Here is a 16,527-nt window from a genome sequence, read left to right as displayed (position 1 = left end):
ACCGCCTGTGTAGGGGTGCCACACTCATGCGGTTGACGGACTCTTGAGCCGCCTGGCGGTGATCCTCACCGAGTCCAGATGGCGGCGTATCGGCCCAGCTCGGTGCTGATGTGGACCGGGTAGAAGCCCTTGGCCCCGAGCTCGTCGAAGCGGCTCTGGTAGGCCGAGGCGGTCATGTTGATGTAGGAGTACCAAGGGCCGATCTTGTCGTCGCGCCAGACGGTGGTGTACTGGCCGGTCGTGCTCATCGCGATGGCCGTTGCGCGGTAGCCCTTCGCCACCTGGCGCTTGAACTCGGCTTCGTGCTCTGCCTGCGGCAGGCCGACCTTGACCAGCCACTTCGCGCGGCCGGGGTTGGCGGACCAGACCGCGGCGTAGCGCCTGGCGGAGGCGGTGCCGTACACGTCGACCGAGGTGAGCATCAGGCCCTGCGCGCGGGCGGCGGTGGAGGTGCCGCGCAGCTCGGCCGCGCTGATGCCGTGCTTGGCGATGAACCGGGAACCGGGCTTCTTGACGAAGATGGCGGCGAAGCGGGCGCCCGTGCCGGTGCCGGTGGCGCTGATCACGGCGGGCTGGAAGCCCTGGGCGGTGAGCTGCTCGAAGCGCGTCTGGTAGCCGCTGGGGGACATGTCCTGGTAGAGAGCCCAGGGCAGGTTGCCGCCCGGGGCGTGGCCGGAGAGCAACCATGTCGCCGAGTAGCGGGTGCGGCCGGCGGCGTCGAAGGTGACGCTGACCGTGATCGGCCGATAGCCCTTCGCGCGCAGAGTGGCGAACCGGGCGGTCTGCTGGACGGAGCTGATCGCGTGGTAGGAGACGTGCGGTGGCGCCGTCCGCGCGGTCGCGGAATGCGACGGGGAGACTCCCGCCGCCACCGCGGGGGCCGCCATCGGGACGGCGGCGGCGAGGGCGAGCGCGGCCGTGGTCATGCCTACGGCGGCGGTCCTGCGGATCATCGTGTTCATGGAACGGTCCTCTCGGGTGAAGGATGATCGGGCCGGTGCGGTGGATGCCGTGGGGTCGGCGTGGGAAGGCCCAGAGGGGTTAGTGCGGGGAGGTGTAGAGGGTCCGCCATGCGGGGTTGCCGGCGGTGCACTGAATGGAGGGCTTGCTCGCCCGGCGTTCGGAGCAGACCTTCAGATCCACCTGGTAGACGCGGTGGTAGGTGAAGGAGAACGTCTTGGCGGCGCGGAAGGCGCAGGTGCGGACGGGGTGATGCGTCCAGGCCACCCGGGTGCCGGCGGCGTTGATCGTGGCGATGCCGAACACCGCCCACCCGCAGGCGGAGCCCCTGGTCAGGTCGGAGACCGTGCCGGAGACCGTCAGCGTGGCGGCGGAGGGGAGCGTCTCGTGGTTCTCGCCGATCGGGGTGATCATGCCGGATGCTCTGGCTCGTTTGCCGCCAGGGGAGTAGTACGGGCCCCAGGTCGACGCCGAGGCGGCGGCGTGAGTCGTCGGCGAGGAGTGCGTTGTGGCGGTGGCGGACAGTGAGAGCGAAGCCAGGAGCGCCACCGCTGTGAGCCCGATCACGGCGGGCGAGCGATTGTTCATGTGCTTACTCCAGAGGTGAAGGGTGGTCGGAAGCGTGCGCGGTGGGCAGAGCGCGTCGCGAGGGCTGGGTGATGATGGATCCGGCGTAGGCGGTGATCCAGCAGCCGTGGCGCCCGGGCAGGCCCCGCCAGGGCACGCACCACCGTCAGGAGATCTGAGAAAAGCTCCCAGGTCGTGGATGACCGATCAGCGATCAAGCCGCACCTCGGCGGCGGACTGGCGTCGGCGGTCGCGCAGCCACAGGCCGAGCGTCACCAGCCCGAAGCCGGCGAGGTAGACCGTCGAGGTGAAGGCCAGATAGCCGAGGCTGCCGTCGAGCAGCTCTTGCGCGTCACTACGCGGAAAGGCGGCGGTGGCGCCGTTGGTCCACTCCATGACCAGCAGTCCGGTCTGAAATGTGTAGACCTGGGCGAAGACAACAGAGAATGCGAGGTAGGCACCGAGCCGATTACGGATCAGCAGCCCGATCGGCAGGGCCAGCAGAACGACGACGATGGCGATCAAGGTGTGTCTCCCTTGCGAATCAGCGGATCGGGACGCGTCCACTGTCTCCGGGGTGGTCCGGGCCGCACATCGACGCCAGCACGGGATTCCGCTCAGTGCCGGCCGGTAGGTGCTGGCACGGATGCCGGGACGGCCTCCCTCGGTGGACAATGTCGCCGTGACGCGCATGCGCTTGTGGATGGTGACGGCAACGATCGCGTGCGTCGGCGCATGGACTGGACTGGCCGTCGCGGGGATCGGCGGCTGGGCGTTCGCCGTCTACCTGCTGGGGCTGGTGCCTTTGGCGCTCGGCTGGCTGATCGCGATCCGGGCGCCCGCCACTCCGGCGTCGGGCGCGCTGGCGGGGATCGCCGTGTCGATGCTGGGTGTGCCCGCGCTGGAGGCATGGGGACGCGACTCCTGGTGGGGCGGGGCGATCTGGTCATGGCAGATGGTGGGGTTCCTGATCCTGCTGCTGGTCTTCCCCGACGGCCTCCTGCCCGGAAGGCGGTGGCGGCTGGCGGCGTCCGCGGTGCCCCTGTCCGCACTCGGCGTGACGGCGGCGATGACAGTGACCATGAACCATTACGATCCGCCGCCGGTGGTTCCCTCGCCGATCATGGTGCCGCAGGCGATATGGATGCCGCTGATGTTGATCGCGCTGGCCGTGCTGCTCATGGTGGCGGTCGTCAGTGTCAGCGCAGTGGTGGTTCGCTATCGCGGCGGTGACGAGCGAGTCCGCCTGCAGACGCGATGGCTCGTCCTGGCCGCCGGGCTTGTCGTGGTCCTCATGGCGGGCAGCTGGGCGATCACCACGCTCGGCTGGACGGGGCCCGCCGCCTACAACGGCTTTCTCATCGGCATCGTGGTGCTCGTGCCGTCCGCGGTGGCCGTGGCCATCCTGCGCCACGACCTGTTCGAAATCGACAAGATCCTGAGCGACTCGGCGGCATGGGCGCTGACCACGATCATCGCCGCAGGAGTGTTCGCAGCCTCCGCGCTCGGGCTCGGCTCTTTCCTCGGTCGCGACTCCCCTCTGGGCAGATATGGTGCGGTGTTCGTCTCCGCGATGATCCTCATGCCGGTGTTTCGGCGGGTGCACCACGTCACTGGGCGGGTCATCGACCGGGACCGCACGGTAATACTGGCCGGGATCGTGAGCTTCGTCGACCGGGTGCGGGACGGTGCGGCAGAGCCGGAATCGGTCCAGGAGACGCTGCGGGCCCTTCTCGACGATGCCCACCTGCTCGTCCTGCTCATCGAGGCCGAGCATGACGGGTACGTGGACGTTCAGGGTGTGCCGGCGACCGTGCCCGCCGGCCGGACCACGCTGCCTCTGCGCACCGCCGGGGCCGACATCGGGCTGGTCGTCCTCGGCAGAGATTCCGCTCGCCAGCGCAGACGGGTCCGCCTCGCGGTCTCCGCGGCCGCGCTGCCGATCGAGGTGAGCCGGCTACGCCTCGGCCTGCGCAGGGCTCTCACCGAGGTGTCGGAGAGCCGGCGGCGGCTGGTGTCCACCGCGGTCGCCGAACGCAAACGGCTGGAACGCGACCTGCACGACGGTGCGCAGCAGCATTTGCTGGCGGTCGGCATGCAGCTCCGTTCCGCCCAACGCGACCTCAACCCCGCCGACCCCCTGTTCATCGAACTGGACCGAGCCGTGGGCTCGCTGGAGGACACCGTCGGCGAACTGCGCAGGCTCGCGCACGGCCTGCGCCCCGCCGCTCTCGACGACGGGCTCGCCGCCGCGCTGCGCCGGCTCGCCGCACAAAGCGCCCTGCCGGTCGACCTGCGCGCTGACACGGTGGAGACCAGCGACGTCGTGGCCGCCACCGCGTACTTCGTGGTCGCCGAAGCGATGACCAACGTGCTGAAACATGCCCGGGCGACCGGCATTCGCGTACGCGTACGCCAAGCCGAGGAGCACCTGCACATCGCCGTCACCGACGACGGCATCGGCTCTGCCCCGTCCCAGCTGTCCTTGACCACCCTGCGCGATCGTGTCGGCGCGGTCGGCGGGACCCTCTCGGTGACCAGCGCGTCGCACGAGGGCACCACCATCGAGGCGGTCATGCCGTGCGCGTCATAGTGGCAGAAGACTCGGCGCTGTTTCGCGAGGGCATCGTCCGGCTCCTCGAGGACGCCGGCCACCACGTGGTCGCCGCAGTCGGCGACGCCCGTGCCCTGATCGACGCGGTTCGCGCCCATCGGCCCGACATCGCGGTCATCGACGTCCGGATGCCGCCGACGATGACCGACGACGGTGTACAGGCAGCCCAGCTCCTGCGACGGGAACGGCCCGACTTCCCCATGCTGCTGCTGTCCCAGCACATCGAAACGGCCCACTCCGTGCCGCTGGTCAGCACCGGGGCGTTCGGCTATCTGCTCAAGGACCGGGTGCTGCGCGTCGACGATTTCCTCGCCGCCCTCATCAGAGTCGCGGACGGCGGCTCGGCCCTCGACCCGGAGGTGGTGGCGGCGCTGATCCAGGCGCAGGACACACTGATCACGCGCCTGTCCGAGCGTGAGCGCGACGTCCTCGCCCTCGTCGCCGAGGGGCACTCCAACACCGCCATCGCCACCCGCCTGGTCATCGCCGAGCGCACCGTGGAGGCACACATGCGCTCAATCTTCCAGAAACTCCACATTCAGGACTCGACGGAACATCATCGCAGGATTCTGGCCGTCCTGGCCTACCTGAAATCACTCTGATCAGTTCCCCTGTCCCTGCCTGGGACGCCGCTCATGCGGGAAATCGGATGCGGGTCGCCTGCCGACGTCGGTCCGCCCGAGTTCAGGGCCGACGCCGTGGCCGCCGCGCTCGCCCTGCCTACAGCAACGGGCCGACCGAGGGCGTCGTCAACAAGATCAAGATCCTCGAACGGCAGACATACGGCAAGGCCGGGCTACCACTGCTCCGAAAGCGGATACTTCTCGCCCAGAAGCACCACGCTTAGTCACCACAGGAATCTCGGCAGAGCCCGGGATCTGACACGCCCGGGACCTGACACACGGGCTCCGCCGATGGGCGGACATACGTGCCGGTGCCCGACAGATCCGTCACTCGGCCGCCGGCCGATGCCGGCTCCGCACCTCGCCGGCATCGCCGTGCGTGAGCGAAGGCCACCGGTCCGCGGTCCACTCCGGCCAGCCCGGCCACCCTGGTGGCGGGCCGGGGATGTCGCTGCCACCGAGTTCGGCGGCATCGGGTGCCTCGAACCGCTCACGCCAATCGCCGACGTCCGCCTCGCTCATCGGAAACGTCGTGTGCGGCGCGGTCGCCTGGCGGTGCGCGATCCGGATGAGCTGGGCGTCGATGTCGATGGGCAGATAGACGACATGGCAGTCGGCCCCGGCCGTCGTCCCCAGCCGGCGCAGCGCCGAGCGTTCGTCGCGGCTCCAGAGCCCGAAGTCGAGCACGACGTTCGTGCCCAGCCGCAGCACCCGCAGAGCCAGCGCGATGAGCCGTCCCTCCAGGAGGTCGCGCTTGCCGTCCGGCTGGGACCCGTCGAACAGGGAGATCATCCACTCGTCCGGAGTCAGCCGCAGCGCGTGGTGCGCCGTGGCGAGCTCTTCGGCCCGGGTGCTCTTTCCGGCTCCGGGAAGCCCGACCATCAGAAACAACTGGGGGCGCCCGGGCCGCACGTCACGCTCCGTCCTCGTACCGGCCGCTGCCGACTGGCCGGCATCACCAGCGAAGCCGGAGCCGTCGCCGGTGAGAAACGCCTCGGACGCGCGCGAGACCGGACCTTGCTCTGCTGGATGGAACTGCCGCGACATGAATGTGCTCCTGGGATCACGCAGGACGGCCCGGCAGCAACAGCGAGACACGCGATGGGCTGCCGGCAGGACACTGATTCGGCGGTAGGCCCTGACACCAACCCCGGCGAGGCAGGGGCTCTGAGGGCACGGTCTACGACGACCGCGATACCGCCGCTAACCGGCGGCGCGGATGTTCATCGCGGCGCAGCAACCCATACCCATCACCATATCCGACAGCACGAGCACCAGTAGGACCGCCGACCTCAGCCGCGCTCGCTCAGCCACCGATCGCCGCTCCTTGAGAGCAAGACCGACGGAACGACAATCCCTGTACATAACGACTATCGTTATTTACGATTATCGTTATGTCCACGAAATGGCTCACCCGACTCCAGATCCTGCTGACCTTCTTCCTGATCGTGTCCTGCTTCAGCGCCTTATCCATGCTGTTCTCCACCCTCGTGATCGCTTTCGTCGGCACCACGAACGGCACCGGCGTGCCCCTGCGGGTCTTCGACGTGCCGATCGCGGGCATGGCGGCCCCAGACGCCGTGATCAAGAGCGCGTCCGCCGACGTGACGGTCCTTCCCTCAGGGCCCGCGCCGCTGGTCGGCCTGCTCTTCCTGCTTCTCTGGGCGCCGGGCGTCGCGACCACTCTGCTCGCCCTGCTGACCGTCGTCCGCGCGCTGAGCCGGGCGAGCGCAGGGGACAGGGCGCTGTTCTCCGCCGTCACCGCCGCGCACCTGCGCCGCCTCGGCTGGATCCTGATCATCGGCTCGCTCGCCACCGGCCTGCTCGGCATGGTGGCCGAGCGGATGCTGGCCTCCATGCTGCTGAGCAGGAGCTACCCGTTCTACGCCCCGCCGGGCGAGGTGCTGGCCGGAGTCGTGGCGGGCGTGGCGATGCTGGCCGTGTCGGAGATCGTACGGCGCGGCCTGGCACTGCTCGAAGAGACCGAGGCGACCATTTGATGACCGACCCGACCATCCGCGTACGACTGGATGAACTGCTCAAAGAGCGCGACATGACGCTCACCGAGCTGTCGAATCGGGTCCAGATCACCGTCGTCAACCTGTCGATCCTGAAGAACGGCCACGCCAGGGCCATCCGTTTCTCCACCCTCATGCGCCTGTGCGACGCCCTCGACTGCCAGCCAGGCGACCTCCTCCGTTACGACCGGCCATAGCGCTGAGGCCGAGTTCCGCGTGTCAGGCAGGCCGGCTCGCGGGAGAGAGCCGCCGGTGCCGGTCCAGGCGCTGGACAGCGCCCGCGGAGACCAGCCCGGATGCGGCCAGCAGCAACCAGGAAGAGCGCTCCAGCCGGAGACGCGGGCCGCGTCGGGCATGACGCCCGACAACAGGTGGCCGAGCAGGATCCCGACGCCGGACAGCAGGTTGTACAGGCCGTAGTAGGTGCCGATCAGCCGGTCGCCCGCGTGCGTGAGCTCGGCGACGTGCAGATCCTCACGCCCGGCGAGCGTGACGCCTACGGCGCCATCACCGCCTTCCGGCTGTCCGGCCGCGCCGGCGAAGCAGACAATGTCGCCATCGCCGAGCAGCTCATGAGCCGCCACCGCGTCTTCACCGTCGCCCGCACCGGCATGACCGGCGGCGGCGCCGTGCGCGTCACGCCGGCCCTGTTCACCTCCGCCGACGACGTGGACCGGCTGACCGAGGCGTTGCGCGCGATCAGCCGCCGCCCTCCGCCCCGTCGACCGCGCGATGAGGAGCCTGCGGCAGGGGTGAGCGTGATCAGCTCTTGACAGTCCGGCCCGGCGACCCCCTATCTTGCTCATATGAACAGCTCTTCAGATGAGAGAGTGTTGGCGTTGGACGGCTGTACCGTCAAGGTGGTCGACGCCGACCGGGTCGCCGCCGTGCACGAGCGGATGCCGCCGGCCGAGGACCTGACCGACACGGCCGACGTCTTCGGCCTGCTGGCCGACCCCAACCGGCTGCGGCTGCTGGTCGCCCTGCTGGACGGCGAGCTGTGCGTGTGCGACCTCGCCGCGGTGACCGGCCAGAGCGAGTCGGCCGTCTCCCACGCACTGCGGCTGCTGCGCGCGCACCGCATCGTGGCCGCGCGTCGCGCCGGCCGGATGGCCTACTACCGGCTGGAGGACCCGCACGTCCGCATGCTGCTCGACCTCGCGCTGGCTCACACCGAGCACACCGAAGCGCTGCATCCCGAACGCGAGGGGACCACCTGATGGGTGCTGGACACGGGCATGGGCACGCGGCGGGTAAGCACCGGTGGCGGCTGGCGGTCTCGTTCGCCCTGATCGGCGGCTTCTTCGTAGTCGAGTTGATCTTCGGGCTGCTGTCGGGCTCGCTGGCGCTGCTTTCCGACGCCGGGCACATGGCCGCGGACGTGGTCACGCTCGGCGCCGCGCTGGTCGCCACCAGGATCGCCACTCGCCCCGACACCACCGGGCGGCGCAGTTACGGCTCGTACCGGGCCGAGATGTTCGCCTCGCTGCTGGCCGTCGTGCTGATGCTGGGCGTCGCCGTCTACGTCGTGGCCGAGGCGATCGGCCGCATCGGCGAGCCGGCGGAGGTGTCCACCGGGCCGATGCTGATCGTCGGCGCTCTCGGCCTGGCCGTCAATGTGGTCGCGCTGCTCCTGCTACGCTCCGGCGCGAGCGAGAGCCTCAACGTCAAGGGCGCCTACCTGGAGGTCGCGGCCGACACCGCAGGCTCGGCCGGCGTCATCGTGGCCGGCGTTCTGGTGGCCGCCACCGGGCAGCTTTTCTGGGACACGGCGGTCGCCCTGGCGATCGGCGCGTTCGTCGCCGGCCGGGCGATCTCCCTCGGCCGGAAGGTCTTCGCCGTACTGGGTCAGCACGTGCCCGAGGGCATCGACGCCGCCGCGGTCGCCGCCGACCTGGCCGCCATCGACGACGTCCGCGACGTGCACGACCTGCACCTGTGGACGCTCACCTCCGGCATGAACGTGGCCACCGCCCACCTGGTCACCGCCGACGCCGGCGCCCATCACGCCGTCTTGGACCAGGCCCGCGACCTGCTGCGCCACCGGCACGGCGTCGCCCACGCCACCCTGCAGGTCGAGCCGGCCGATCACCGCGGCTGCGACGAACTGAACTGGTGAGCCCCCACCATCCCCGGCGACGATCCGCTTCTTCGGAGAATCACCCATGGCATCCCCCTCACCGGTTCCGCTTCCGCCCGGACCGGGCCGGCCGCACCCGGCACCTGGCCGTTCCCGCTGCCCTTCGCCGTGTACGTACTGCAAACGCTGGAAGAGCTGCAGGGGTTCGCCGCGTGAGCCGGCCGCCACTTCGGCCCCGAGACCACCGGCATGTTCGCCACCTGCCACATCCCGCTGATGCTGCTGGTCCTGCCGGCCACCGCCTACTACCTGGCCCGGCTCCGCCGCGAGGACCGCGCCTGCTCCAGGGAGATCGGCGTGGCCGTCGCGCTGGGCACCGTGATCGCCGCCCTGGCGCTCGGCTTCCTCTTCCTCTGAAGAACCGCACCGGCGGCAGGCCGTCCTGCATCAGGACCTTCCCGGCCTGCCACCGGCCTCGGCGATGGTGAGCCGTCCTGCCGCACCGCACCCCAGGCGCTTCATTTCGGGCAGGCTCGGAGCACGCCGCCGGTAGGGAGTCCAACTGGCGCTGCCACTCCTGCTTCTTCGGTTGCCGGACGTAGCCGTTCCGAGGCCGGCCTGGTCCCGCCATCGGCGACGGCCGCCTCGATCGGGGCCCGCCACCCGGGATCGGCTGCTTCCGCCCAGCCCGCTACCGCGACTTTCGTTCGCATACTGCTCGATCCCCGTCACCAACGCGGATACCGTTCCTGACCCCTTCCCGGGAGGGTCACCTGGCGACGATCAGGAACACGGGATGGCCGGGCGCGATCTGCTGGAATCGCTTCAGCGGCGCCGCAGGGCTGAGCCCGAGGTGGGGTCTGGCCGCGGGGGCGAGGGCGGCGTAGCGGCGCAGGATCTCGGCGCGCTCCTCTGGCGGGACCTCCTTCAGCACGATCGGGATCTCACGACCCCGGCGGTACAGCGTGGCCTGCCCGTCCGCCGCCCGTACATTCCGCACCCAGCTCGCGTCCGGCCCGAGCATCGACACGAGGTAGCCGGCGCCTCGATGTTCGGTGACCACGATCGGAATCGAGGTGCGGTGCCCGGTGCGGCGGCCGGGCGCCTTCAGGACGGCGGTCCGGCGCGGCAACAGCCACCGTGACCCGTACACCAGCGCGTCGAGCCGGTTCGCGTACCGCATGAGGACGTTGGGCCGCCCGTGCCGATACATCCAGCGCTTGACCGCCGCGACCCCCCGAACGACGGCACGGGCAAGCTGCCCGACGCTCACCCCCGCCTCCTCCACAGCAATACGACCGCCGCGAGCCCGGCGAGGCAGGGGAGGACCTGCAGCCGGCCGAGCAGCGGCGCGAGCCCGACGTCGCCACTGGTGTCCTGCACGGTCAGACCGGTGAGCGCGACGCAGGCGGCGATCAACAGCAGGCCGCTCGCCACCCAGCGGGCCGACCCCTTGCCGAGGCGGACCAGCCAGGCGCTGCCCAGCCAGCCGAGCAGCCCCAGCGCCCCGATCACGGCCAGGATCAAGGTGTACGCCATGACGGCGCCGTCGATCTCCGCCGGCTGGTAGGCGGGGTAACCGGCCCTGATGTGATCGGCCAGGCCGGCCCGGCCGATGAAGACGAAGAGGGTGGCGAGCAGCGTGAGAGCGGCGCCGGCGTACATGGTCGCGAGAGCTCCCCGCGTACCGTTCCTGGTTGTCTGGATGGTCATGACAAGAGTCCTTCCGTAGTAAGACGAGCGGCCACGGCTGTGACGCGAACCGGCCCGGCTGTTACTCGCCGAGCTCGATTCTTACGCCGTATGTTTCGCATGCCCCCACTATACTTACGACGTAAGAATCGTCCATGTGAGGTAGGCCGCCATGTCCCCGAACCGCACTCGCGGCCAGAACGCCGGCCTGACCCGTGAGGCCATCCTTGAGGCGGCCCTCGCACTGGCCGACCGCGACGGGCTGAAGGCGTTGTCCATGCGGCGCATCGGTCAGGAGCTAGGGGTCGAGGCCATGTCCCTCTACCAGCACGTCGCGAACAAGGACGCCCTGCTCGACGGCCTGGTCGAGCAGATTTTCACGCAGGCCGCGCCGCCGCTCGCCGAAGCGGTCTCATGGCAGGAGGGGCTGCGTGAGTACGCCCACGCACTGCTGCGCCTCCTGCTCGCCCACCCGAACGTCATCCCCCTGGTGGTGAGCCGCCCCGCGATCACGCCGCAGAACCACCGCTTGATGGAGGACGCCCTCCACACCCTGCGGGCCGCCGGCCTGCCGCCGGAGCGAGCGCTCGACATGTTGTACGCCGTGACGGGTTTCGTCGTCGGCCACGTCGCCATCCTGTCCGGCGGCGGTGACGGGCGATCGCCGTCCCGGGGGATACAGCCGATCCCCGAGGAGGAGCTGCGGCAGACCCCGCTCCTCGCGCAGGCCACGCGGGTGCGGCGGTCCTCCGATTCCGACCCTCGCTTCGACTTCGCGCTTGAGGCCATGCTGCGCGGCTTCGACACACTCTGATTTTTTATTTTTATTTTCCAGAAATTGATAATTGCTAGACTCCGGTATGTGACCGAAGAGACCAGCTTCGTGACGCCGTGTAAGCACTGCGGCGCGCCGATCGAGCAGCGGCGGGGCCGGGGCCGGCCGAAGGCGTACTGTCCCGACAAGGACTGCCAGGCCGCCGCCAAGCGCGAGCGGGAGCTGCGGCGGGCCACCCCGGGACTGGAGGGAGCGCTGGCCAGGGCCGAGCAGTTGTACGACCGGATGGAGGTCGGGCTGGCCGCCGCCCTCGAACCGCTCGCACGGGCGCTGGCCGAGGAGCTCAGCCCCGCCGGGGTCGAGGCCAAGATCAGCGCCGTCCAGGCCGAGGCGCACACCCGGGTGGCCATCGCCCGCACCGAGCGGGAGCAGGCGTTCGAGCAGGTACGGCTGGCGCGGGAGGCCGCCGAGCACGCCAGGAGGCAGACCGCCGAGATGCGGCAGCGCCTGGAGGAGGCCGAGAGCGAGCGCGAGACCGCGCTGGCCGATGCGGAAAGGGCACGGGAGCAGGCTCTGGCCGCCCTGCGCGAGGCCGCCAGCACCGAGCGGCAGGCGTTGCAGACGGTCGAGCAGGCCAAACGGCGGGCCGAGCTGGCCGAGCGCAGAGCCGAGGATGCCGCCCGTCAGGTCGACATGACCGAGCAGGCCAAGGACCAGACGACGCAGGAGCTGGCCGAGCGGGCCGGGCTGGCCGTCAAGCAGGCGGAGGACGCGCGGTCCGAGGTCGTACAGGCTCAGCAGGCGGCCGAGCTGGCGCGGGAGGAACGTGATCGCGCCCGGCAGGACACGGCGGCCGCGGTCCGAGAGCGCGAGCGGGCCGAACGCGAGGCGGCCGGCGCGAAGGCCCGGGAGGAGGTGGCGGCGCAGGAGCGCGAGCGCGCCGTGGCGCGAGCCGTCGCGGCGGAACGGGCCGCCGCTGAAGCGGACCGCGACCGCGCGATGGCGCTCAGGGACGCGACCCAGGCACAGGCCGAGGCCGAACGGCTGGCAGCCAAGGCGGCGGCAGCGGAGACCGACGGGGCGGCGGCCCTGTCACGGGAACGAAAGCTGGTCTCCAAGGAAAGGGCCAGAGCCGATGCGGTGGCCAAGGAGCGCGATCGCTTCCAGAGCGAACTGCGGCTGGAACGAATCCGCCTGGAGGATTTGCGAGCGGAGCTGGACGCGGCACGCGCGGAGGCGGCGCACCTGCGCGAACGAGCGGTGGCTGCGGAGCTGCGCGAACAAGCGGCGGTGGCTGCGGAGCTGCGCGAACAAGCGGTTGGTGCGGAGCTTCGGGAACAGGCGCTGGCGACGCAACAGCGGGAACAAGCTGTGGAGCCGCGGGAAGAGGCTTTGGAGCCGCAAGAATGAAGGCCGGAGGGGCAACCACGCGCAGGTGAGATGGTCGCGGAAACTGCGGGAGCTGACGTTGAAGACATCACCGCGTCGCTCGAAGCAGTGGCGAAGGACGCCGGAGTCGGACACGCCACGCTCTTTCGCCACTTCCCGACCCGGGACGCGCTGCTGGCGAGCCTGCTGCGGATTCACCGCGAGAGGCTGCTGGAGCGACAGCACGGGCTCGACCGGCTCACCGACGCTGGGGAGAGACCTTGCGTCAGTGGTTTCTCGGCGTGGAGGAGTACTGCGGCTTGTACGAGGGCCTCTGGGAACCCCTGGCGGGCGCCGCCCGCAGCGCAGAGGCGGACCTCATCAGCACCGGCACCCACGAGCGTGCCGTCATCGACGCGGCCCGCTTCACCGCACGCGTCCTGAGCAAGGGTGGTTCTCGATGAGCCGGATCTCTCTGACTCCGCTTCCCTCGCCGCTGCTGGAGGCGCTGCAAGCCCGCTTCGCCCGAGTGCTGGGCGACGGCCTCGATCCCTTGACCGTGCAGGGCCACCAACCCCAGGTGCTGGAGTCGATGGCTGCCTTCGAGCGCAGCCTGGCCCGCTGGGACACCGTGTCCCGCGCTCTCAAGGAGTCATCGTCGCGCTCACCCAGAACGGGCCGTAAGCACCAGGGGGTGGCCAGCGCCCGGCACAGACCACCTCCGACGATCACCGCCCACGCCATCTCCTCCACCGAGCGCGGCGCAGGGCTTGTCAGGGCGTCAGTCCCAGTTCACGCAGTTGCGCGGGCCGCAGCGGCCGCCAGCCGCTGGTGTCGAGCTTGGCCAGCTCCGCCTCGACATCCACATTGATCACCCCGAAGAACTGGGCATACCCTGCCAGGAGTTTCCCGGCGGCCACCTGCCGTTCATGCAGCACCCGGAGGAATTCACCAAGACACTCGCCACGAGCCTGGAGGGCTTTTCAGCATGACAGCCGACCCCAGACCGCCGGGCGAACTGCCGGAGCCGCCCATGCGGCCCACCCTCACTCGCGAATATCTCGCCGTCGCCGCGCTCGCCCTCATCGACGCCGCCGGCCTGCGCAAGTTCTCCATGCGCAAGCTCGGCACCGCGGTCGTTTCGACCCGATGGCCGTCTACCGCTACTACGACGACCAGGAGGCGCTTTTGACGGCGTCGCCGAGGCACTGTTCACTGAGATCGACGTCGACAACCTGCCCTGGGACGGTCCCTGGCAGGAGTTGGCGCGCGAATACTGCATGCGGTTGCGCGACATCCTCCTGCGCCACCCCCACGCCGTGCAGGTGTTCGCGACCCGTCCGGTACGCTCATCCGCCTCCATCGACACCGGCGTCAAGATGCTCACCAAACTCCACGCCGCCGGCATCCCCTCGGCCGACGCCCTGCGGATCACCCGTTGCCTGCGCGAGTTCACCATCGGCCACGCCCTGGCCATCGCCGTGACCAAGCTCGGCGCGGAGCGGCGCAGCCGCAAACCACGGCCGGACAGCCCCGACTACAATCTGCTCGCCGAGGCCGCCGAGGCCGCCGCCGCCTGCCGTCACCGCCGCCCGGATTCCGGCCCGCTAGAACCCGCGCCGCATCGTGACCGTGCTCAGCCTGCTGGGCCGCGGCGCACCGGCGGTCACCGCCGAACAGGCGCTGCGGGCTCGCCATGTGGTCAGCGCGACCAGCACCCGCTGCGCCGGCGAACACATGCCTGCCACGACCAAACCTCTTCCGGTTCGGTCTCTACGTTGGGGCGGCATCGTGGATGGCATCGGGGCCCGAGGCCGTTCTGTAAGTGAACGCTCAAACAGTCGCGGGCTGACCCAGGAACCCTGCACCGCACCAGTTCTGCTGGCTGAGATGGTCGAGCATGGCCGTCTCCGCCGGACCCGGATTGCGTCGCACGCCGACGAGGACGGGCTCAGTCAGGGAGGGCAGTAGCGGGCAGGCCAGTTCTTCGAAGCCTTCGGGGATGGCCGAGGCCGGGACCACGGTGACGCCCAAGCCCTGCGCCACGAGCCGTACCGCGGTGGAGATCTGTGACGCTCGGGCCACCGTGTGCGGGCTGAGGCCCGCGTTGGCGAGCAGACGGGCGAGGTAGTCGTCGAGCAGGCTGGCGCTCCGGAACCGGATCCACCCCTCTGCCGCCAGGTCTTCCAGGCGCGGGGCGGCGCCGTCCGAGAGAAGCGGGTGCCCCTTCGGCAAGACGGCGACGTAGGCTTCCTCGCCCAGAGGGTGAATGTCGAAGGTGCACCCGGCGGGGAAGCGGTGCACGAGCATCATGTCGAGGGTTCCCTGGCGGACCAGTCGTTCCATGTCCGCGGGATCAGGCTCCTCGTGGAGAGTCACCTGCAGCTTCGGATGGCGATCGCGCAGCTGCCCCAGAACCTGGGGCAGCTGGCGTGCTCCCAGGCCCATGTGCACAGCCATGATGAGTTCGCCTGCCAGTTCCCCGTCGGCGGCGCGAGCGGCCGTGATGGCACGCCGGGACGCGGTTGTCGCGATCTTCGCCTCCGCCAGGAAAGCCCGCCCTGCCACCGTCACTGTCACCCCGCTCGGGGTGCGGGTGAACAGCTGCACCCCGAGGTGCTTCTCCAAAGTGCCGATCTGTTGCGACAGAGAGGGCTGAGTGACCCGCAGACGTTCGGCTGCCGCTGTCATGGAGCCCTCCTCGGCGACGGCCAGGGCGTATTCGTATTGGCGCAGGTTCATCCATCCAACTTTCGACATGACATAGAAGATGTCAATGGCAAGTATATGCTGCCACTATTTGCCTCTATGTCCGGGCCGGTCTTACCGTGGCGTATGCCCAGCGCAGCACCGGAGCCGAAAGGCTGCGGGGGACGGCAGCCGGGTCCTACGGGCAGGCAAGTCCTGCGACACCGGCTGTCAAAGCAGGATGAGGCAAAGCCATGCGCCCGGTGCTCACCATCACAACTCACGGAGAAAGCATGCGTCTCGCGAAGGCAGAGCTCGAGAACAAGACAGTGTTGATCACGGGGGCCGGGTCTCAAGGCGGCATCGGCGCCGACGCCGCCGAGCTGCTGGCCGAGGAGGGTGCGCGGGTCCTCGTCACCGGTCGCCATCGGGAACGCGGCGAACAGGTGGTCAAGACCATCACCGCCGCCGGGGGCAACGCCCGATTCCTGCTCGCGGACCTTTCCAAGCTCGACGACGTGCACCGCCTCGCCGATGAGGCCGGAGAGGTGGACGTTCTGGTCAACAACGCCGCGGCCTACGCGCTGGGCTCAAGCCTCGAGCTCACCGCCGAGAACTACACCGCGATGTACGACACCAACGTGCGCGCCCCGTTCCTCCTCGTGCAGCGACTCGCGCCGGCCATGATCGCTCGGGGATCAGGCAGCATCATCAACATCAGCACGATCGCCGCTCGTGGATCAATGCCTGGAATGTCGTTGTACGGGTCCACCAAGGGCGCCATCGAGTCGCTCACCCGGAGCTGGGCGGCCGAGTTCGCCCCGTACAACGTCCGGGTCAACGCCCTGGCGCCGGGGACCATCAACACCGACAATGTCTCCGCGGTCATGGGCGAAGCCTGGCACGAACTCGAGAAGGCGAACCCCACCAAGCGCATCGGACGCCCACGAGAGATTTCCCAGGCTGTTCTGTTCCTTGCCAGCGATCGGTCGTCCTATGTCAGCGGCAGCGTGATGACCGTTGACGGCGCCTTCTCATCAGTCCTCTTCCAACGACCCCCCATCACCGGACTCGTGCCGTCCTGATCGACGCAACGGTCGAGTCACTCTGACCCCAATCCCCGGTCAGGCACATCTATCGGC

Annotated in this window: 22 protein-coding genes and 1 pseudogene; 15 read left to right on the top strand and 8 right to left on the bottom strand. The window is 69.6% G+C overall.

Going from position 1 to position 16,527, the window contains the following annotated elements:
- Positions 1 to 65 precede the first annotated feature (65 nt).
- The 3 genes from OIE67_RS20575 to OIE67_RS20565 form a co-directional block, all read right to left on the bottom strand.
- A complete protein-coding gene (locus OIE67_RS20575; RefSeq protein WP_326642693.1) occupies positions 66 to 962 on the bottom strand; it encodes a hypothetical protein in 897 nt (298 codons plus the stop codon).
- Positions 963 to 1,041: 79 nt separating this feature from the next.
- On the bottom strand, positions 1,042 to 1,548 hold the full coding sequence (locus tag OIE67_RS20570; RefSeq protein WP_326642691.1) for a hypothetical protein: 507 nt from the start codon (positions 1,546 to 1,548) through the stop codon (positions 1,042 to 1,044).
- 186 nt (positions 1,549 to 1,734) lie between these two features.
- Positions 1,735 to 2,052, bottom strand: coding sequence for a hypothetical protein (locus OIE67_RS20565; protein WP_326642689.1), 318 nt, complete (start codon positions 2,050 to 2,052; stop codon positions 1,735 to 1,737).
- A 166-nt stretch (positions 2,053 to 2,218) separates the two neighbouring features.
- Between OIE67_RS20565 and OIE67_RS20560 the strand changes: the two genes are divergently transcribed.
- Together OIE67_RS20560 and OIE67_RS20555 are read left to right on the top strand one after the other, a co-directional pair.
- Positions 2,219 to 4,120 (top strand): ATP-binding protein, encoded by a 1,902-nt coding sequence (locus tag OIE67_RS20560; protein WP_326645415.1) that lies wholly within the window; start codon positions 2,219 to 2,221, stop codon positions 4,118 to 4,120.
- The gene (locus OIE67_RS20555; protein WP_326642687.1) at positions 4,108 to 4,743 is read left to right on the top strand and encodes a response regulator transcription factor; all 636 of its coding nucleotides are present in this window, start codon (positions 4,108 to 4,110) and stop codon (positions 4,741 to 4,743) included. The genes OIE67_RS20560 and OIE67_RS20555 overlap by 13 nt, the downstream gene beginning before the upstream one ends.
- 348 nt (positions 4,744 to 5,091) lie before the next feature.
- Here OIE67_RS20555 and OIE67_RS20550 read toward each other — a convergent pair whose 3' ends face one another.
- Positions 5,092 to 5,676: an AAA family ATPase gene (locus OIE67_RS20550; RefSeq protein WP_326642685.1), complete on the bottom strand. Its 585-nt coding sequence runs from the start codon at positions 5,674 to 5,676 to the stop codon at positions 5,092 to 5,094.
- Positions 5,677 to 6,158: 482 nt separating this feature from the next.
- Between OIE67_RS20550 and OIE67_RS20545 the strand changes: the two genes are divergently transcribed.
- The 6 genes from OIE67_RS20545 to OIE67_RS20520 all read left to right on the top strand — a co-directional run bounded on the left by OIE67_RS20545 (position 6,159) and on the right by OIE67_RS20520 (position 9,279).
- Complete coding sequence (locus OIE67_RS20545; protein WP_326642683.1) at positions 6,159 to 6,764, top strand: DUF2975 domain-containing protein; 606 nt, start codon at positions 6,159 to 6,161, stop codon at positions 6,762 to 6,764.
- Positions 6,764 to 6,979: a helix-turn-helix domain-containing protein gene (locus OIE67_RS20540; RefSeq protein ID WP_106248450.1), complete on the top strand. Its 216-nt coding sequence runs from the start codon at positions 6,764 to 6,766 to the stop codon at positions 6,977 to 6,979. The genes OIE67_RS20545 and OIE67_RS20540 overlap by 1 nt, the downstream gene beginning before the upstream one ends.
- A 99-nt stretch (positions 6,980 to 7,078) precedes the next feature.
- Positions 7,079 to 7,555, top strand: a complete 477-nt coding sequence (locus OIE67_RS20535) for an aminotransferase class V-fold PLP-dependent enzyme (protein ID WP_326642679.1) — start codon at positions 7,079 to 7,081, stop codon at positions 7,553 to 7,555.
- Positions 7,556 to 7,612: 57 nt separating this feature from the next.
- The gene (locus tag OIE67_RS20530; protein ID WP_326642678.1) at positions 7,613 to 8,002 is read left to right on the top strand and encodes an ArsR/SmtB family transcription factor; all 390 of its coding nucleotides are present in this window, start codon (positions 7,613 to 7,615) and stop codon (positions 8,000 to 8,002) included.
- A complete protein-coding gene (locus tag OIE67_RS20525; protein ID WP_326642676.1) occupies positions 8,002 to 8,901 on the top strand; it encodes a cation diffusion facilitator family transporter in 900 nt (299 codons plus the stop codon). Before OIE67_RS20530 ends, OIE67_RS20525 begins: the two co-directional genes overlap by 1 nt.
- 210 nt (positions 8,902 to 9,111) lie before the next feature.
- Entirely contained in the window at positions 9,112 to 9,279 is a 168-nt protein-coding gene (locus OIE67_RS20520) for a hypothetical protein (protein WP_326642674.1), read from the top strand.
- Positions 9,280 to 9,631: 352 nt separating this feature from the next.
- Here OIE67_RS20520 and OIE67_RS20515 read toward each other — a convergent pair whose 3' ends face one another.
- Both OIE67_RS20515 and OIE67_RS20510 read right to left on the bottom strand, forming a co-directional pair.
- The gene (locus OIE67_RS20515) at positions 9,632 to 10,135 is read right to left on the bottom strand and encodes a nitroreductase/quinone reductase family protein (protein ID WP_326642673.1); all 504 of its coding nucleotides are present in this window, start codon (positions 10,133 to 10,135) and stop codon (positions 9,632 to 9,634) included.
- On the bottom strand, positions 10,132 to 10,575 hold the full coding sequence (locus tag OIE67_RS20510; protein ID WP_326642671.1) for a hypothetical protein: 444 nt from the start codon (positions 10,573 to 10,575) through the stop codon (positions 10,132 to 10,134). Before OIE67_RS20510 ends, OIE67_RS20515 begins: the two co-directional genes overlap by 4 nt.
- Positions 10,576 to 10,726: 151 nt before the next feature.
- Between OIE67_RS20510 and OIE67_RS20505 the strand changes: the two genes are divergently transcribed.
- The 4 genes and pseudogenes from OIE67_RS20505 (at position 10,727) to OIE67_RS20490 (ending at position 13,161) form a co-directional block, all read left to right on the top strand.
- On the top strand, positions 10,727 to 11,368 hold the full coding sequence (locus OIE67_RS20505; RefSeq protein WP_326642669.1) for a TetR/AcrR family transcriptional regulator C-terminal domain-containing protein: 642 nt from the start codon (positions 10,727 to 10,729) through the stop codon (positions 11,366 to 11,368).
- Between the two features lie 48 nt (positions 11,369 to 11,416).
- On the top strand, positions 11,417 to 12,739 hold the full coding sequence (locus OIE67_RS20500) for a coiled-coil domain-containing protein (protein ID WP_326642667.1): 1,323 nt from the start codon (positions 11,417 to 11,419) through the stop codon (positions 12,737 to 12,739).
- 30 nt (positions 12,740 to 12,769) lie between these two features.
- Positions 12,770 to 12,889 (top strand): annotated as a pseudogene (locus OIE67_RS20495) (TetR family transcriptional regulator); the annotation flags it as partial.
- 89 nt (positions 12,890 to 12,978) lie between these two features.
- On the top strand, positions 12,979 to 13,161 hold the full coding sequence (locus OIE67_RS20490; protein WP_326645849.1) for a hypothetical protein: 183 nt from the start codon (positions 12,979 to 12,981) through the stop codon (positions 13,159 to 13,161).
- Between the two features lie 309 nt (positions 13,162 to 13,470).
- Here the strand turns inward: OIE67_RS20490 and OIE67_RS20485 are convergent, their stop codons facing one another.
- Entirely contained in the window at positions 13,471 to 13,635 is a 165-nt protein-coding gene (locus OIE67_RS20485) for a hypothetical protein (RefSeq protein WP_326642665.1), read from the bottom strand.
- 50 nt (positions 13,636 to 13,685) lie between these two features.
- On the opposite strand from OIE67_RS20485, the gene OIE67_RS20480 reads away from it, so the two are divergent.
- Positions 13,686 to 13,889: a hypothetical protein gene (locus OIE67_RS20480; RefSeq protein WP_326642663.1), complete on the top strand. Its 204-nt coding sequence runs from the start codon at positions 13,686 to 13,688 to the stop codon at positions 13,887 to 13,889.
- Between the two features lie 16 nt (positions 13,890 to 13,905).
- The gene (locus tag OIE67_RS20475; RefSeq protein WP_326645413.1) at positions 13,906 to 14,526 is read left to right on the top strand and encodes a TetR/AcrR family transcriptional regulator C-terminal domain-containing protein; all 621 of its coding nucleotides are present in this window, start codon (positions 13,906 to 13,908) and stop codon (positions 14,524 to 14,526) included.
- Positions 14,527 to 14,530: 4 nt separating this feature from the next.
- Here the strand turns inward: OIE67_RS20475 and OIE67_RS20470 are convergent, their stop codons facing one another.
- Complete coding sequence (locus OIE67_RS20470) at positions 14,531 to 15,439, bottom strand: LysR family transcriptional regulator (protein WP_326642661.1); 909 nt, start codon at positions 15,437 to 15,439, stop codon at positions 14,531 to 14,533.
- 239 nt (positions 15,440 to 15,678) lie between these two features.
- On the opposite strand from OIE67_RS20470, the gene OIE67_RS20465 reads away from it, so the two are divergent.
- Positions 15,679 to 16,470, top strand: coding sequence for an SDR family NAD(P)-dependent oxidoreductase (locus OIE67_RS20465; RefSeq protein ID WP_326642659.1), 792 nt, complete (start codon positions 15,679 to 15,681; stop codon positions 16,468 to 16,470).
- Positions 16,471 to 16,527 lie beyond the last annotated feature (57 nt).

The sequence above is a fragment of the Nonomuraea fuscirosea genome, from assembly GCF_035917475.1.
In the GTDB taxonomy this organism is placed as follows: domain Bacteria; phylum Actinomycetota; class Actinomycetes; order Streptosporangiales; family Streptosporangiaceae; genus Nonomuraea; species Nonomuraea fuscirosea.
Note: the sequence above shows the minus strand (reverse complement) of the source record. Positions and strands in the feature narration are given on the sequence as shown.

Excerpts from the sequence above, each read along its gene's own strand:
- OIE67_RS20560 (WP_326645415.1), top strand. The coding sequence starts at position 2,219 with ATGCGCTTGTGGATGGTGACGGCAACGATCGCGTGCGTCGGCGCATGG.
- OIE67_RS20540 (WP_106248450.1), top strand. The coding sequence starts at position 6,764 with ATGACCGACCCGACCATCCGCGTACGACTGGATGAACTGCTCAAAGAG.
- OIE67_RS20470 (WP_326642661.1), bottom strand. The coding sequence starts at position 15,439 with ATGAACCTGCGCCAATACGAATACGCCCTGGCCGTCGCCGAGGAGGGC.
- OIE67_RS20525 (WP_326642676.1), top strand. The coding sequence starts at position 8,002 with ATGGGTGCTGGACACGGGCATGGGCACGCGGCGGGTAAGCACCGGTGG.
- OIE67_RS20520 (WP_326642674.1), top strand. The coding sequence starts at position 9,112 with ATGTTCGCCACCTGCCACATCCCGCTGATGCTGCTGGTCCTGCCGGCC.
- OIE67_RS20545 (WP_326642683.1), top strand. The coding sequence starts at position 6,159 with ATGTCCACGAAATGGCTCACCCGACTCCAGATCCTGCTGACCTTCTTC.
- OIE67_RS20510 (WP_326642671.1), bottom strand. The coding sequence starts at position 10,575 with ATGACCATCCAGACAACCAGGAACGGTACGCGGGGAGCTCTCGCGACC.
- OIE67_RS20535 (WP_326642679.1), top strand. The coding sequence starts at position 7,079 with ATGCGGCCAGCAGCAACCAGGAAGAGCGCTCCAGCCGGAGACGCGGGC.
- OIE67_RS20575 (WP_326642693.1), bottom strand. The coding sequence starts at position 962 with ATGAACACGATGATCCGCAGGACCGCCGCCGTAGGCATGACCACGGCC.
- OIE67_RS20570 (WP_326642691.1), bottom strand. The coding sequence starts at position 1,548 with ATGAACAATCGCTCGCCCGCCGTGATCGGGCTCACAGCGGTGGCGCTC.
- OIE67_RS20505 (WP_326642669.1), top strand. The coding sequence starts at position 10,727 with ATGTCCCCGAACCGCACTCGCGGCCAGAACGCCGGCCTGACCCGTGAG.
- OIE67_RS20465 (WP_326642659.1), top strand. The coding sequence starts at position 15,679 with ATGCGTCTCGCGAAGGCAGAGCTCGAGAACAAGACAGTGTTGATCACG.
- OIE67_RS20480 (WP_326642663.1), top strand. The coding sequence starts at position 13,686 with ATGACAGCCGACCCCAGACCGCCGGGCGAACTGCCGGAGCCGCCCATG.